The following is a 15556-nucleotide window of genomic DNA, read 5'->3' as shown; positions in this document are numbered from 1 at the left end:
TCAATCGACTCCTTTGTGCCCTTTATGCTTTTTCGCCCATTCCATAAGCAAAAGCAGTACGACCGATACGCATGCCAACACAAGCGCGAGGCTGCCGGCCGAACCGATATTGAAATTCTCCACGTCCTGATAGACCAGCGTCGTCGCCGTCTGGGTCTTATTCATGATATTGCCGGATACGACCAGGACGGCCCCGAATTCGCCGAGCGAACGGGCGATCGTAAGCACGATCCCGTACGTGACCGCCCACTGGATGGACGGCCAAGTGACCTTCCAGAAAATCGTCCAATCGTACGCGCCCAGCGTCGAAGCCGCCTCTTCCTGCTGCGTGCCGAGCTCCTGCAGCACGGGGGCCACTTCCCTGACCATCATCGGGAACGTCACGAATAAGGTCGCAAGCACCATGCCGGGGAAAGCATAGACGACAGGCATGCCCAACCCGGAGAACAGGGCGCCGAGCACCGTATTCGGCCCGAGCAGCAGCACGATCATGAAGCCGCCGATGACCGGCGATACGGCGAATGGAAGATCGACGATGCTGTTCAGCAGCCGCCGGGCCCGCTTGCCCAGCCAGCGCCCGCGAACGAGAAGCAGGGCGAACAGAACACCGAATATCGTGTTGAGTATCGTCACGACGATGACGACGGCTCCGGTCATGCCCAGCGCGTGCAGCGCCTCCGGCCGGGTCAGGGCGGCGGCGAAGGAGGAGAAGCCGCCGCGGAACGCTTCGGCTCCGATCTGGGCCAATGGAGCCAGCAGCAGAAGCAAAAAAACGGCATATGTCATCCCGATGAAGGCGGCTCGCGTTTTGGACGACCTCGCCGTTCTCAAATGCCGGGAAGATACGGTGAGGGATGCGGATTGCTCTGTCATGGCGATACCCTCCGCGACTGCAGCATGCCGGCCAGCCAGAGAATCAGGAACGAGATCGTGAGCAGGAGCACCGAGACGACGGCGGCTCCTTGGGGATTGTCGCTCTCGATCTCCCCGAAAATGTACACCGACGCAACGAGCGTCTTGCCTGGGATGTTGCCCGCGACGAGCACGACAGCCCCGAATTCGGCCATCGCCCGGGAAAAGGCGAGCATCGCGCCGCTGACGATGCCCGGAAGCATCTGCGGCAGCAGTACGCGCACGAAGGTCCGCAGCCGGGACGCGCCGAGCGTGTAGGACGCTTCCTCCTCGGAGCGATCCGCCTCTTCGAGCAGCGGCTGCACCGCCCGGATGACGAAAGGGAAGGTGACAAAGACCATCGAGACGACAATCGCCGGCTCGGCAAGAACAAGGCGCCAGCCGACGGCTTCGGCCGCCTGGCCCGCCAGGCTCCCGGGACCGAGCAGAAGCAGAATCATCAGCCCGCCCACCGCGGTCGGCAGCGCAAACGGAAGATCAACGAGGCTGTTCAACCATGCTCTTCCGGCGAACCGGTACCGATGAAGCACCCAGGCTGTCATCGTGCCGATGAACATATTGATTGCGGTGGCGATTAGCGCCAGCCGGAACGTCAATGCAACGGCATGCCAGGCAAGCGGCTCGGCGATGCTTTCCCGGAATGCCTGCCAGCCTCCGCTGAACGATTGCACATAGATTCCGCCGATCGGCAGCACAATGAGCAGAACAACATATAGCAGCAATGTCGAGCGGAAACCCCAGATTGCGCCTTTGTGCCGCAGAACACCATTCACCCCAGACTCCTCCTATCTGCAACAAATATAACATTAATCCTACTTGTTTACTTGGTGTTTATTGTGATTACAATACCAAAAACAAGAACAAAACGTCAATACCTAACTGATTCTTATGCAACTTATTCGAAATGCTTATGATAGGTGATTACCCAGTGCTTGGATTTTTGCGAAGGGTGGTAATCTTGGGGCGAATGCTTTGGGTAGTAAGGGAAAGAGCAGAAACGTGCTTCGGAGGCGAAGGCAGCAGAATCAGAGGGAAGACATAAGATTTCGAAGGGAAATGACGGGCCATGGAAAGCCGTGTTTATCCCGTGTTTGGATGGAAGCGGAGCGCAAGCGCTTGCGGGCGCAGATCAAAACAGGGCAGCCCCGGCAAGATGACGGGCTGCCCTGCCTGTCGGATGAGCAGGGTCTATCCGGGGAAAGGCAGGAACTACGCCGATTGCGCCGCATCCAATACCCTTCGGTACAAAAAACGAATATGGGCCAGGGCAGCCGGTTTGATCTCTTCATAGGTGACTTGATCTTGAATATAGAAGGAGATGAACCCGTGCATCGCCAAAAATAAACTAAGCGGAATATGATGACGCTCTTGCTCCGAATGCCCGCTGCCTGCCATGGACTGCCTGACGATCGTCGAGAACAACTCCAGGCAGGGGCCCTGCTCGGTCCGCGCGTAGGCGAGCAATTCCTCATCTCGCGTCATGAACATAATCTCGTAATGGTGGGGATGTTCCAGACCGAACCGGACGAACTCCAGCATGACTTGCTCCATCTTGGACAATCCTTCGGAAGGACCTGGTTGAGAACGCGTTCGAACAGCCGTTCGAGCCGATTGAAATCTTCCCGGACAAGCGCATAGAACAGTTCGGCTTTATCTTTGAAATGATAGTAGAGCGAGCCGTGGCTGTACCCCAGATGCTGGCCGATGCTTCGCATGGAGATAGCCCGGTACCCTTTGGTTACGAACAAGTGGCGCGCCACTTCCAAGATTCGCTCTCGCGACAATTCTTGATCCACTGCTTTTCTCGGCATAGCGGTTGTTCTCCTTATTCCCCTTCAATGTAATAAGCAGGATCTCCCTTCCGAATCACGGCCTGCCCTTGCGTCAGATCCGTGATCCATGCGACAAACCGGTCGGCGTCCGACGCCACGGGCAAGCACGTCAAGGTCACCTTGTCGGTAAATTGTGTCTCTCCCATCCTTGTCTCTTTATTGCGCAATTCATTTTCCAACTTGCCTAGCCATGTGTAATCAATGTCAACGAACACTTCCTGATGCAGCACTTTCTCAATGGCCTCCGCCGCTTCGATCGCGGCAACGGCCCCGTCGGTGTAGGCCCGAATCAGACCTCCGGCTCCGAGCAGAATTCCGCCGAAATACCGGGTTACGACAATCGCCGTATTTTTCAGCCCTTGGTTGCGAATGACCTCCAGAATCGGCTTGCCGGCCGTTCCGCTGGGTTCGCCGTCATCCGAGGCCTTCTGAATCTCGTCGCGCTCGCCTATCATATAGGCCGAGCAGTTGTGCGTGGCATTCCAATGTTTACGCTTAATTTCCTCTATAAATGCAATTGCCTCTTCCTCGGTCTCGACCGGGCGGCCGTATCCGATAAAGCGGGACTTTTTGATAACAATCTCCTTGCTTCCGAATTGACGAACCGTCTTGTAACGTTCTAACAGGGGTATCACCTCTCCACGCATGTTCAACAAGGCCCGGTATCCGCCCCTGTCAAACACCCTCTTCCATGAGTGCCAAGAAAGCAGTTCTCCCGTACGGAGAACTGCTTCCCGGCTTATCGCTTATCTTCGATGTATGGGCGGCCGACCCGATTAGCGGGACAGTCTCGCCTCCAGTTCAGCCTTCTCAGCCTCATAGCCTGGTTTGCCCAGCAAGGCGAACATATTTTTCTTATAGGCTTCCACACCCGGCTGATCGAAAGGATTGACGCCAAGCAGGTAGCCGCTGATCCCGCATGCCTTTTCAAAGAAGTATACCAAATACCCGAAGGAGTAAGGGGTCATGTCTGGAATCGTAACAATCAGATTCGGCACATTGCCATCCGTATGCGCAAGCATCGTTCCTTCGAACGCTTTCTTGTTGACGAAATCCATCGTCTTGCCGGCCAGGAAGTTCAGCCCGTCCAAGTCTTCCGGATCTTCCTGAATCGTCACTTGATGCGGCACTTCATCCACTTGGATAATCGTCTCGAACAGGTTCCGCGTTCCTTCTTGAATAAACTGGCCCATCGAGTGAAGATCAGTCGAGAAGTCGACCGCCGCCGGGTAGATGCCTTTATTGTCTTTGCCTTCGCTCTCCCCGTACAGCTGCTTCCACCATTCCGATACGTAGTGCAGAGACGGCTCATAGTTCACGAGAATCTCGATCGCCTTGCCTTTGCGGTACAGCGCGTTGCGGACGGCCGCATACTGATAGCTCTCGTTCTGGGCCACATCGGGATTGCTGTACGCTTCCGCCGCGGCTTGCGCCCCTTGCATCATCTCGTCGATATTGATGCCGGCTACCGCGATTGGCAGCAAGCCTACCGCCGTCAACACCGAATATCTTCCGCCCACGTCGTCCGGAATGACGAACGTCTCGTAGCCTTCCTCGGTCGCCAGCTTTTTCAGCGCGCCCTTCTCGCGGTCCGTCGTCGCAAAGATGCGCTTCTTCGCTTCTTCCTTGCCGTATTTTTTCTCCAGCGCCTCGCGGAAAATGCGGAACGCAATCGCCGGCTCTGTCGTTGTGCCGGATTTGGAGATGACATTGACGGAGAAATCCTTGCCCTCGATCAGTTCCATCAGATGGGCAATATAAGTCGAACTGATGTTGTTCCCCGCAAAATAAATCTCCGGCGTCTTGCGCTTGTCCTTCGGCAGCATGTTGTAGAAGGAGTGTCCCAGCATTTCGATGGCTGCGCGCGCTCCCAGGTAAGAGCCCCCGATGCCGATGACGATCAGCACGTCGGAGTTGGCTTGAATCCGGGCCGCCGCTTCCTTGATGCGCGCGAATTCTTCCTTGTCATATTGGGAAGGGAGGTCGATCCAGCCCAGGTAATCCGAACCGGCTCCGCTCTTGTTATGTAGTTGTTCATGCGCCAGGCGAATAGGCTCTTTGAAGTAATCAATTTCATGCTGACTTACGAATGTCAACGCCTTGCTGTAATCAAAGTGCACTTTTTTGGTCATCGTACACCCTCCTCGAGTATTGGTTGACTTTGCCACTTTAACCCGTGAAAATCAATATAGTCCTAGGATACTGGATTTCTCCTTGAAACACAAGGGAACGCCAGGCAATGAAAATGTTTACATGATAAAATTAATTACTATTATACCATGAAACGGGCGGCAACATACAGAAACGGGCGCGGACAAGAAGGTTGCTTTTCTATGTTACAATTGAGTCGAAGGACAAGACAACGTGAGAGGTGACGATGCGAATGAAAGTAGCCGTATTGGGTTTAGGAACGATGGGAGCGCCGATGGCCGCCAATCTGATTCGCCAAGGCTTCGAGGTGACGGTATACAACCGTTCCGCCGGCAAAGCGGACGAGCTGGTGGCGATGGGCGCCCGTGCAGCGCAATCGCCGCGGGAAGCGGCCCTCCATCAGGATATCGTCTTGACGATGGTAAGCGACGACCATTCGATTGAAGCGGTCTATTATGGCGAGCAGGGCCTGCTTGACAGCGTTCGCGAAGGCATAGTCGTGATAGATTCGAGCACGATCTCGCCTTCTCTGGTCAAGCGGGTGGCCGCGGATGTGGAAGCTCGCGGCGGCGCTTTCCTCGACGCCCCGGTGACGGGGAGCAAGCCGGCCGCGATCGAGGGCACGCTCGTGTTCATGGTCGGCGGGCCGCAGAAGGCGCTCCACCAGGCGATGCCGGCATTCGAGGCGATGGGAAGCCGAATCGTCCATATGGGGCCGAACGGCAGCGGATCCACTACGAAGCTGGCGCATAACGCCATCGTCGGCATCAACAATGCGGCGCTCGCCGAAGGCTTCTCGATGGTGGCGCGCGCGGGCGTCGATCCGGCGGGATTTCTCGAAGTCGTGCGCAACGGCAGCGCCGGCAGCAAGGCAGCCGAGCTGAAGGGAGAGAAAATTATCGAAGGCAACTTCGACAATCAATTCTCCTTGAAGCTGATGCTGAAGGATCTGAAGCTCGCATCCCGTCTCACCGAAGATATGCAATCCCCTTCCCCGATGCTGGATGCGGCCAAGAGCCTGTTCCAGATGGGGCAGACGGCCGGATATGGCGAGGAGGATCTGTGCGCCGTCGTGAAAATGTATGAGCAGTGGATCGGGCATCCGATCGGGAAAAACAAATAAACGCCGATAAATGACAAAGGGAGTGTCTCACAGGCACTGCAAAATGATGGAGATGACGAGGTAACAGAGAATGTGGATGCGGGAAAAACGGCGGCGCGCAAACCGGTGAAAGATGGATGAAGCAGTGAAATGCTGCGTGGATGCATCAATTTCTGCTCTTTAAGCCGCTATTTGATGAAATTCCTGCAAAAGTACATGATGTTCATCGATTTTTGTCTTTTATCGATTGGATAGTCAGAAATTGATGCCGTTTTGCAGGATTCCCTGTAACGGAGTACACATCATAAAGGAAAAGTGTAGTTTTGCAGTTTTTCGGCGAGTCGAGCTTTGAGAATCAGGGGGGCTGTCTCACTGTAGTGAAATACTACTTGTGGGACACCCCCCTTTGTGCAATTCTCACCATGATGGCCGCGGCATCGGTCTGCCCCTTGCCGGCCCGCAACCTCGGGCAGCAGCTCGCCTAGGCCTGCAGCTTGCGTGCGTCGTCAAGCTTGGCCTCGCTTGTTCTGCGCACGAACATGCCTCTTGACCGGGACCACGAAAAAATAATCAACGCGACCCAGATCAAGGCGAACGCGAACAACTGCGACGCGTCGAACGGTTCATGGAACACGAACAATCCCAAGAGCAGCATGATCGTCGGCGCGATATATTGGAGAAAGCCCACCAGCGTAAACGAGATCCGCTTCGTCCCGGCCGCGAATAAAAGCAGCGGAACCGCCGTCACGACACCGGCCCCCATTAACAGCAGCACGGTTGATGACTGCTCCTCCGCCAACGGAACCGCGCCTGAATTGAAAAAGAACAAGAAGATAAGAGCAAACGGCGCCATGATGAAGGTTTCCAAGGTCAGCCCCGTCCAGGCTCCAACCGGAATCTTCTTTTTGATGAGCCCGTACAAGCCGAAGGTCGCCGCCAGCGTCAGCGCCGCCCAAGGAAAGGTGCCGAAATAGACCGTCAGCCACAGCACGCCGGCCGCCGCGATGGCTACCGACAGCCATTCGGCCTTGCTCAAGCGCTCCTTCAGGAAGAAGGTCGCCAGAAATACATTGAACAGCGGGTTGATGTAATAGCCCAGACTTGCCTCGACGACATGATTGCTTTCGACCGCAAAAATATAGACGAGCCAATTGATGCTGATGAGCACGGAGGCGATGATGACGCCGGCGGCCTGCTTTTTGTGGCGGCAGACCGCTTTGATCTCCGCTGCGACAAGCTTCCACTTCCCCAGCAGGAGCAGGAGAAGGAGCATGAACGCGAGCGACCATAGGATGCGATGCGCCAGCACCTCTCCGGCGGGAACAGTGCCGACCGCCTTCCAGTACAGCGGCAGAAAGCCCCAAATCAGATAAGACAGCCCGGCTGCCAGCACCCCCATCACATATTGGCTTTGCTTCTGTTCCACCGTAAATCCACCTTTCTGTCTGCAACAAAGACCGCTGGCAAGGACTGAGTCTGATGCTCAAATCCGTCCGCCAGCGGCCTGTAAGCTATTGCAATCCGGCTAATGGCGCCGGATCACGGTTTATGTTATTGCCTAAGGCTTGAACTTACAGCAATGCCTTCACGCGGCTGACGACATTCTCCACCGTGAAGCCGTATTCGGCCATGACACGGTCGCCAGGCGCGGATGCGCCGAACGTCGAGATGCCCAAGATGCCGCCTTGATCGCCGACATAGCGTTCCCATCCGAATGGATGAGCCATTTCCACTGCCAGGCGGGCTTTGACATTCGGCAGCAGGACGGAATCCTTGTATTCCTGCGGCTGCTTGTCGAACAGATCCCAGCTCGGCATGCTGATGACGCGAACGTGGATGCCTTCTTCAGCCAGCGCTTGCTGCGCGCGCACAGCCAGCTGCACCTCGGAGCCCGTCGCGATAATTTGCGCCTGCGGTTGGCCGTTCGACGCCTCGCTGGCGACATACGCCCCGCGCGCCACGCCTTCGCGAGCGCGTTCCGCCGACGTCTCCAGAATCGGCAGGTTCTGGCGCGTCAGGACGAGCACGACCGGATTCGAACGGTTCTCCATCGCATACGCCCACGCAGCCGATGTCTCGTTGCCGTCAGCCGGACGGATCACCGTCAAGCCCGGAATAATGCGGACGGAAGCCAACTGTTCGATCGGCTCATGCGTAGGTCCGTCTTCGCCGACCGCGATGCTGTCATGCGTCAGCACGTAAGTGACCGGAAGCTGCATCAAGGCAGACAGACGAACCGCCGGACGGAGGTAATCCGTGAACACGAAGAAGGTGCCGCCGAATACCTTCACGCCGCCGTGCAGCGCCATGCCGTTCATGGCCGCCGCCATCGCGAACTCGCGGACGCCGAAGTAAATGTTGCGGCCGTCATATTGGCCCGGACGGTATACCGGCAAGCCTTTGAGATGCGTCATCGTGGAGCTCTCCAGATCCGCCGATCCGCCCATCAGATGCGGCACATTGCCCGCCAAGCCGTTCAGCGCGTTGCCGGAAGCGACGCGTGTCGATACCGGCTTGTCCTCTGCCGTGTAGGCCGGCAGGTTCGCATCCCAATTCGCAGGAAGCTCGCCCTTCACCGCCGTCTCGAACTGGGCGGCCAATTCCGGATACGCCTGCTTATACTGCTGGAACATCCGATCCCAAGCTTCGTTCGCCTGGATTCCCTTGTTTTTCACATTCTCTTCGAAATGTTTGTATACTTCTTCCGGCACGAAGAAATCTTCATGCTCCCATTGGTAGAACTGCTTCGTCAGCTTCGCTTCCTCCGGTCCGAGCGGGGACCCGTGGGTGCCGCCATGACCGCCCTTGCCTTGCTTGTTCGGGCTGCCGTAGCCGATCACCGTTTTCACTTCGATGAGCGTCGGCTTATCCGACACTTGCTTCGCCTGCTCCACCGCGCGCGCGATCGCGTCGAGATCGTTGCCGTCCTCGACCAGCAGGGTCTGCCAGCCGTACGCTTCATAGCGCTGGCGCACATTCTCGCTGAAGGACAAGTCCGCTTCCCCGTCCAGCGTAATATTATTGGAATCGTACAGAACGATTAATTTGCCTAATTTCAGGTGGCCGGCCAGAGATGCCGCCTCGCTTGCCACGCCTTCCATCATGTCCCCGTCGCCGCAGATGACAAAGGTATGATGATCAATGACTGAATAACCGTCACGGTTGTAAGTGGCTCCCATTTGCGCCTCGGCCATTGCCATGCCGACAGCCATGGCGATGCCTTGGCCCAGCGGACCGGTCGTCGCGTCTACCCCTGCTGTATGGCCGAACTCAGGATGCCCCGGCGTCTTGCTGCCCCATTGGCGGAACTGCTTGATTTCTTCCATCGGAAGATCATAGCCGCTCAGATGAAGCAATCCGTAGAGCAGCATCGACCCGTGGCCCGCGGACAATACAAAGCGGTCACGGTTAATCCATGTCGGATTGGCCGGGTTATGCGTCATCTCTTTCGCGAACAGATGATAACCCATCGGTGCAGCCCCCATCGGCATTCCCGGATGTCCCGACTTCGCTTTTTCGATCGCATCGATAGCCAAAGTTCGGATGGCCGCTACAGAGAGCGTGTCCAATTGCGCTTGGTTGACAGTCATTGCTGATTTCCTCCTCATATCCTTCTCTGTCCAAGGAACGAACGGCCGCGGCAAATTGCCCGCCCTCGCTCAGCTTGTCCTTTTATGCATTTGATTTATTGTACCATTACAATTCCTTCGACGCCACTTTTTACATAGCAAAAACCCGTCTGGATCCGGATCGAAATCATTCCCATGAGGGACGGAGTCCGCTTCTATTATGGTTCGCTTCCCGTCTCGGCATTCGCGCTGCCGCGGCGGCAGGCCGGGCTCAAATGCCGCAACGCCCTTCTGCAGCGAAGGGCGTTGCCGTAAATTCCCGCATTTCATGTGCATGCTCAAAAAGGCCGGTTTTCAGCACCGGGAAGGTCTGGCCTTTTGAACAAACTTTTTAATTGAATACGACCGTCTTGTTCTGGTGCACCAAAATCCGGTCTTCGATATGCCAATGGACGGCCCGCGCGAGGACGACACGCTCAATCGTGCGCCCCATCCGTTTCAGCTCATCCACGTCGGCGCGATGCGTGACCCGCTCCACGTCCTGCTCGATAATCGGCCCGCCGTCCAATTCCTCCGTCACATAATGCGCCGTCGCGCCGATCAGCTTGACGCCGCGCACGTAGGCCTGCTGATAAGGCTTGCCTCCGATAAAGGCGGGCAGGAAGGAATGGTGAATATTGATAATCCGGTTCGGATACCGTTCGATGAACTCGGGAGCGATGATCTGCATGTAGCGGGCCAAGATAATAAGGTCCGCCTTCCCTTCCACCGCTTCCAACTGCCGGCGCGCCGCTTCCGGCTTATTGTCCCGGGTGACCGGAATATGCACGTACGGAATGCCGAAGGATTCCACGTACTCCCGCATATCCCAGGCTGTTGGAAAACCCCTGTTTTTTACGAAGTAATATCAATGTAATATCATTTTGCTGGGAAAAAGTGGTGTTTGGTGAGAGAGAATGGAGGGGGGATGGGGTCTTTGCTTTACCCCACCCTTCTGGCGAGATGTGTGGCTATCTTTTTTATGTTCTGTGCAGTGGCTGTCATCAGCACTTGCTCCTGCACCTTGTCTCTTCCCCGAAACCGGCAATAGCGAAGTCCATGGAGCACTTTGGCATCCGCGAAACTTCGCTCAATGGTTTGGGCGCGTAGGGCATAAACGGCTTTTCCGCTCTCACTCTGGAAGTTTTGAACTACTTTCTCTTTGTGTTCTTCCCAGATATGCCGTTGTATGGTGCGTTGTTTATTTTTGTTCTCGTTACACTTGCTCAATAATGGACAGGCAGCGCATTGTTTGGGATCGGATTTATAATCTCTGAATCCTTTTCGTGTTGTGGTGCGGTACGTGAGTTCTTGCTGGTTTGGACAGATAAAAACATTCTTTTCTGCATCATAATGAAATTTCTCTTTGGGAAATACACCGTGTTCACGGGTCGAACGCTCTGGAATAACTGCCGTGATGTTTAATTTGTTCGTACGGTAACAAACATAGGCCGTCATGTAACCAGAGTCGAGTGCAACGGCCTCCAGCGACTTTTCCCAGCCAAACTTCTCTATTTGATGTAGTAGACGATCCACATAAACAACCGAATCATTCACATTTCCAGGCGTAACGTAGCAGTCCGTAATCACGTTGTATTTATGATCTACGGTGCGGTGATCTAAATAATGAAACCCTTCCGGTTTTCCATCCCGATTCAGGTTTCCGCTATCCGGATCTGTTAAGCTAACTTTTTGTTCCTTGGTTTCGGCCTCCTCTTTGGGAGGCAGTGGCTTTTTTCCAAAAGCGACCCGATCCTCATTCACGGCTTGCTCCAGCTCTTGGAGATATTCATAAGGCGTACAAGTGACTTCTCGTTTCTCGTACCGTCCGTTATTGGCATTTGCCTTGATATGCGTGGAGTCGGTAAAGAGCAGCCGCCCTCCCACCATGTTGTGCTGAATCGCCTGCTGAACGATATTATCGAAGATATCTTGGAAGACGGTAGTATCCTTAAACCGATTTTTCCGGTTCCAGCTAAAGATCGAATGGTCAGGCGCTTTGCCGGAAAGCCCGAGCCGTAAGAACCACCGAAAAGCCAGGGAATCGTTGACGACTCGCTCCAGTTCTCGCTCTGAGCGAATGTTATACAAGTAGCCGATCAGCAGCATTTTAAAGAACACAATGGGATCCACAGATGGTCGGCCGTTCGACTCGCTGTAGTAAGGACGCACAAGGTCCAAAATAAAGGTAAAATCAATATGTTTATCGATATGACGAAGCAAGTGATCAGGGGCAACCATATGCTCAAGACAAACCAGTTCATAGTCCAGTTGTGGGTTGGGATCATTCGTGTAAAGCATACAAACACCGCGCTTTCCATGGATTATGATAAGAACATTATACCAAATTAACGCGGTGAATGGGTAATTAACATAGACTTTCTCAACACTCTGACATCCGGATGATTGCTTACGACCATCGCAATGTCGGCATCCAGATCGCCGGCCTGCCACTGCCAGAGCAGCTCAACGAGGCAATGATCCTCCTTCGATACGAAGATCGCCAACCGCTTCTTCTGACTGACCCGCGAAAAGCGCCACTCCATCTTGAATTCATCCGCGATGACGCGGAAATCCTCCTCCATCTGCGGCAGGCGCTGCTCCAATCCGGCCATGTCGAACTCAATCCGCATGAAAAACATGCCGCCCTCCGGATCCAATGTATATTGATCCGATTGAACGATATTCGCTTCATGCTCGTACAGGAAGCGCGATACCGCCGCGACGATGCCGGCCCGATCCGGGCAGGAGATAAGCATGCGCGCGCGGTTCCTCGTGTTCTCGCCGGCCTGCTCGCGGGCGTGAACCATCGTATGCTGGTGCTTCATTAGCCTATGTCCTCCACTGCTCCAATATTTGGTCTATCCTTCTCTCTGTTCGCATTTCTATATCGGCCATCGCTATCGGCATCGCGGCCCGCGGGGGCCGATAGCGCTATTCCGCGGCTTGTCCCGTATACCATGCGGTAATACGCTGATTAATCTCTTCTTCGGTCCGATCCGGAAGCAGTTCCGCATCGACGATCATATCGTACAGCCGCTCCATCGGCTCGCGCGGATCGGCCTTCTTCGCCTTGGCGTCGTTTTTGAGCACATTCCACGTCTCCAGCACGAAATCCCGGCAGTGAACATCCTGCTTCTCGAAGAAGTGGCGCATCCGCTCGACGTCCTCCCAGAACTCCTCGCCGAAGCGCTCCTTGGCGTCGCCGCGCAGGAGCGCGATCTCCGCCTCGTACATCGGATGCTGCTGCTTCGGATCTTTGCCGATCCACGGCGTCTCCAGAATGAACGGTCTGCCAAGCAGCGCTTCATGCCGCACGACATTGCGGATCGCGTCAAAGCCGAGATAGCCCGCTCCGATAGGCGCGTGGCGGTCCTTGGCCGCCCCGATCGGGTTTTTGCTGTCATTGATATGAACGACGGCGATGCGGCCGAGGCCGATCACGCGGTCGAACTCCTCCAGCACGCCGTCCAGATCGTTGACGATGTCGTAACCGGCGTCATGGATGTGGCAGGTATCCAGACACACGGTCAGGCGCCCGTTATCTTCGACCTTGTCGATAATCGCCGCGATCTCCTCGAAGCTGCGGCCGACCTCGGTGCCTTTGCCCGCCATCGTCTCCAACGCGATGTTCACATTCGTCTCCTTCGTGTTCCGCAGCACTTCATTCAAGCCTTCCGCAATGCGGTTAATCCCGTATTCGGCATCCTTGTCCGTATAGGCGCCCGGATGAAGCACGATATTATTGACGCCGATGCAATCCGTGCGGTGAATCTCATCCTGCAGGAACGATACGGCCAATTCGAACGTCTGGGGCTTGTACGATCCAAGGTTGATAATATAAGGCGCGTGCACCACGATTTCGTCGATGCCGTGCTTGTTCATCAGTTCCTTGCCTTCCTCGATGAACAGCTTGTCTATCGGTTTGCGACGCGTATTTTGAGGCGCTCCGGTATATATCATGAACGAGCTGGATCCATAGCTTATCGCTTCCTCCGTCGCCGTCAACAGCCCTTTTTCGGAAAAGGATACATGAGAACCAATCTTCAGCATACGTTCTCTCCTCTCAAATCATTTCCCTTATTCTACAAGGATTATCGAAATAAATCTAGGAATGCGGTATAATTTCTATAGCTATCATTTATGTTCATATAAGGCCGATTTCGGTATAAAACGACGGAAAAAGACGCGCATAAAGCGAATACTTTATAATCCGGTGAGGTGAAATGGCGTGCGTTCTTTCTTCTATTTACCATTCATGGCCGACGGGCCTAACAAGTGGTTCATGAATTCTATCGCGTTCTGGACTTTCGTTCTTCTTGGACTAATGGCGATCGGCGGATTTTTCATGTTCCGGAAGTTTCTCAAAGTGCTGCCGAAGAGCGACGGCATGTCCAAGCTCGACTGGCAAAATTACTGGGTGGAGCGAAGCCGGGAGATGTGGACCGAGGATACGAAGGCGTTCCTGGACATGCTGGTCGCCCCGGTCCCGAAGCCGTTCCGCGATATCGCGCGCCACTCCATTGCCGCCAAGATCGGCGAGGTCGCCATTGAGAACGGCGCTACCGAAGTAACCCGCGAGCACTGCATCAAGGGTTATATTATGGCGACGCCCAAGCGGGACTACCGCAGCCTTGTCCGCCACCTGGACAAAAACAACATCGACTACAGACCATACCGGCATCTGTTGAACAAATAGCCGTCCGCTGGCAGGGCAGCGTTCGAGGGGGGATTGGATTGAAAATCATGATTAGCGGCGGTACCGGACTAATCGGGAAAGCGCTATACAAAGCATGGCTGGAGCAAGGACATGAGGTCATAATTTTGTCGCGCTCCGGCACCAAGCTGCGGGCGAAGGAGACGCACCCGCATGTTCATGTGGTCAGCTGGCCCGAGCTGGAGAATCATCCCCCAAGCTGCAGCGGCGTCGACGTGGTGGTCAATCTGGCCGGCGAGACGATCAGCCAGCGGTGGACCGTGACGGCAAAGAACCGGATCGTCGCTTCGCGCATCGTGCCCGCCCGCAGGCTGGCGGAGTGGGCGGAGCAGCAGCCGCGCAAGCTCCCCTTGCTCATCAATGCCTCCGGCAGCTCGGGCTACGGTTCGTCCGAAACGGAGGTGTTCGATGAAGAGAGACCGCTGGCGGGACAAGATTTTTTGTCCGATGTCATCCGGAAGTGGGAGGCCGCGGCTGACGCGATTCCCGCCGAACGGCGCGTCAAGCTCCGCATCGTCCCCGTGCTCTCCAATGACGGCGGCGTCTTTCCTCTTATGAGATTGCCTTACAAGCTCGGTTTCGGCGGCAGAATCGGCAGCGGCCGTCAGGCCTTCTCCTGGATTCATATCGACGATATGGTGCGGCTTATCGATTTTGCCGTGCAGGAACCGTCTCTGTCCGGTCCCGTCAATGCCAGCGCTCCGGATGCGGTGACGAACGATGAATTCGGCCGGAAGCTGGGGGCCGTCTATCGCCGCCCGCATTGGTTCCCTGCTCCCGCTTGGGCGCTCAAGCTGGCGCTCGGCGAGATGTCGATGCTGATATTGGAAGGGCAGCGCGTCTATCCCGCCGCCGCCTTGAACGCCGGCTTCACCTTCCGTTACGGGAAGCTGGATGAAGCGTTGCGGGCGCTCCGGGACGAGTAAGCGCAGTCCCTTCGTTCTTGCATTCCGCGATCTTCTATACGGCGGTCTATACAGCCAATACATCTATACAGCAGAACAGCGGTACGCGAAGTTGAGCTCCAACGCGATTTGGCATGCCGGCCCTTTTTCGCATGGTAAACGGTGCCTGTCCTTCAGACAGACGCCGTTTTTTTGCGTTTGCAGCTTCTCCGCTTCCTCCTGGGCGATAGACTCTTTTACCCAAAATGAAATCAACTTTTAATGTTGACTTATCAGATCGGATTAATTAAACTTTGGCTTACATTTCAATGATTTTCCATCTCATCGTT

The 15556-nt window shown here is 55.3% G+C and carries 11 protein-coding genes and 3 pseudogenes; 3 read left to right on the top strand and 11 right to left on the bottom strand.

Annotated elements, in window-relative coordinates; translation table 11 throughout:
* The 5 genes and pseudogenes from OCY70_RS14765 to OCY70_RS14745 all read right to left on the bottom strand — a co-directional run bounded on the left by OCY70_RS14765 (position 1) and on the right by OCY70_RS14745 (position 4876).
* Positions 1-873 (bottom strand): sulfate ABC transporter permease subunit, encoded by an 873-nt coding sequence (locus OCY70_RS14765; protein ID WP_213427145.1) that lies wholly within the window; start codon positions 871-873, stop codon positions 1-3.
* Positions 870-1685 (bottom strand): sulfate ABC transporter permease subunit CysT, encoded by an 816-nt coding sequence (cysT, locus tag OCY70_RS14760; RefSeq protein ID WP_213427144.1) that lies wholly within the window; start codon positions 1683-1685, stop codon positions 870-872. Before cysT ends, OCY70_RS14765 begins: the two co-directional genes overlap by 4 nt.
* 436 nt (positions 1686-2121) lie before the next feature.
* Positions 2122-2723 (bottom strand): annotated as a pseudogene (locus OCY70_RS14755) (TetR/AcrR family transcriptional regulator).
* 14 nt (positions 2724-2737) lie between these two features.
* Entirely contained in the window at positions 2738-3370 is a 633-nt protein-coding gene (locus OCY70_RS14750; RefSeq protein ID WP_213427184.1) for a YigZ family protein, read from the bottom strand.
* Positions 3371-3520: 150 nt separating this feature from the next.
* Positions 3521-4876: a glucose-6-phosphate isomerase gene (locus OCY70_RS14745; RefSeq protein ID WP_213427143.1), complete on the bottom strand. Its 1356-nt coding sequence runs from the start codon at positions 4874-4876 to the stop codon at positions 3521-3523.
* Positions 4877-5127: 251 nt separating this feature from the next.
* Between OCY70_RS14745 and OCY70_RS14740 the strand changes: the two genes are divergently transcribed.
* Complete coding sequence (locus tag OCY70_RS14740; protein WP_213427142.1) at positions 5128-6018, top strand: NAD(P)-dependent oxidoreductase; 891 nt, start codon at positions 5128-5130, stop codon at positions 6016-6018.
* 460 nt (positions 6019-6478) lie between these two features.
* Here the strand turns inward: OCY70_RS14740 and rarD are convergent, their stop codons facing one another.
* From rarD to OCY70_RS14710, 6 genes and pseudogenes are all read right to left on the bottom strand, one after another.
* Entirely contained in the window at positions 6479-7423 is a 945-nt protein-coding gene (rarD, locus tag OCY70_RS14735) for an EamA family transporter RarD (RefSeq protein WP_213427141.1), read from the bottom strand.
* A gap of 145 nt (positions 7424-7568) precedes the next feature.
* The gene (tkt, locus tag OCY70_RS14730; protein ID WP_213427140.1) at positions 7569-9587 is read right to left on the bottom strand and encodes a transketolase; all 2019 of its coding nucleotides are present in this window, start codon (positions 9585-9587) and stop codon (positions 7569-7571) included.
* A gap of 370 nt (positions 9588-9957) precedes the next feature.
* A pseudogene (locus OCY70_RS14725) lies at positions 9958-10434 on the bottom strand (formyltetrahydrofolate deformylase); the annotation flags it as partial.
* A 113-nt stretch (positions 10435-10547) separates the two neighbouring features.
* The gene (locus OCY70_RS14720; RefSeq protein ID WP_261944512.1) at positions 10548-11906 is read right to left on the bottom strand and encodes an IS1182 family transposase; all 1359 of its coding nucleotides are present in this window, start codon (positions 11904-11906) and stop codon (positions 10548-10550) included.
* An 89-nt stretch (positions 11907-11995) separates the two neighbouring features.
* Positions 11996-12433, bottom strand: a pseudogene (locus OCY70_RS14715) (ACT domain-containing protein); the annotation flags it as partial.
* A gap of 106 nt (positions 12434-12539) precedes the next feature.
* Complete coding sequence (locus tag OCY70_RS14710) at positions 12540-13658, bottom strand: deoxyribonuclease IV (protein ID WP_213431161.1); 1119 nt, start codon at positions 13656-13658, stop codon at positions 12540-12542.
* A gap of 205 nt (positions 13659-13863) precedes the next feature.
* Here OCY70_RS14710 and OCY70_RS14705 point away from each other — a divergent pair, with 205 nt between their 5' ends.
* Both OCY70_RS14705 and OCY70_RS14700 read left to right on the top strand, forming a co-directional pair.
* Positions 13864-14304, top strand: coding sequence for a DUF2621 domain-containing protein (locus tag OCY70_RS14705; RefSeq protein ID WP_213431166.1), 441 nt, complete (start codon positions 13864-13866; stop codon positions 14302-14304).
* Positions 14305-14342: 38 nt separating this feature from the next.
* The gene (locus OCY70_RS14700) at positions 14343-15248 is read left to right on the top strand and encodes a TIGR01777 family oxidoreductase (protein ID WP_213431162.1); all 906 of its coding nucleotides are present in this window, start codon (positions 14343-14345) and stop codon (positions 15246-15248) included.
* Positions 15249-15556 lie beyond the last annotated feature (308 nt).

Origin of the sequence: Paenibacillus melissococcoides (genome assembly GCA_944800085.1) — a bacterium.
In the GTDB taxonomy this organism is placed as follows: Bacteria; Bacillota; Bacilli; order Paenibacillales; family Paenibacillaceae; genus Paenibacillus_B; species Paenibacillus_B melissococcoides.
Note: the sequence above shows the minus strand (reverse complement) of the source record. Positions and strands in the feature narration are given on the sequence as shown.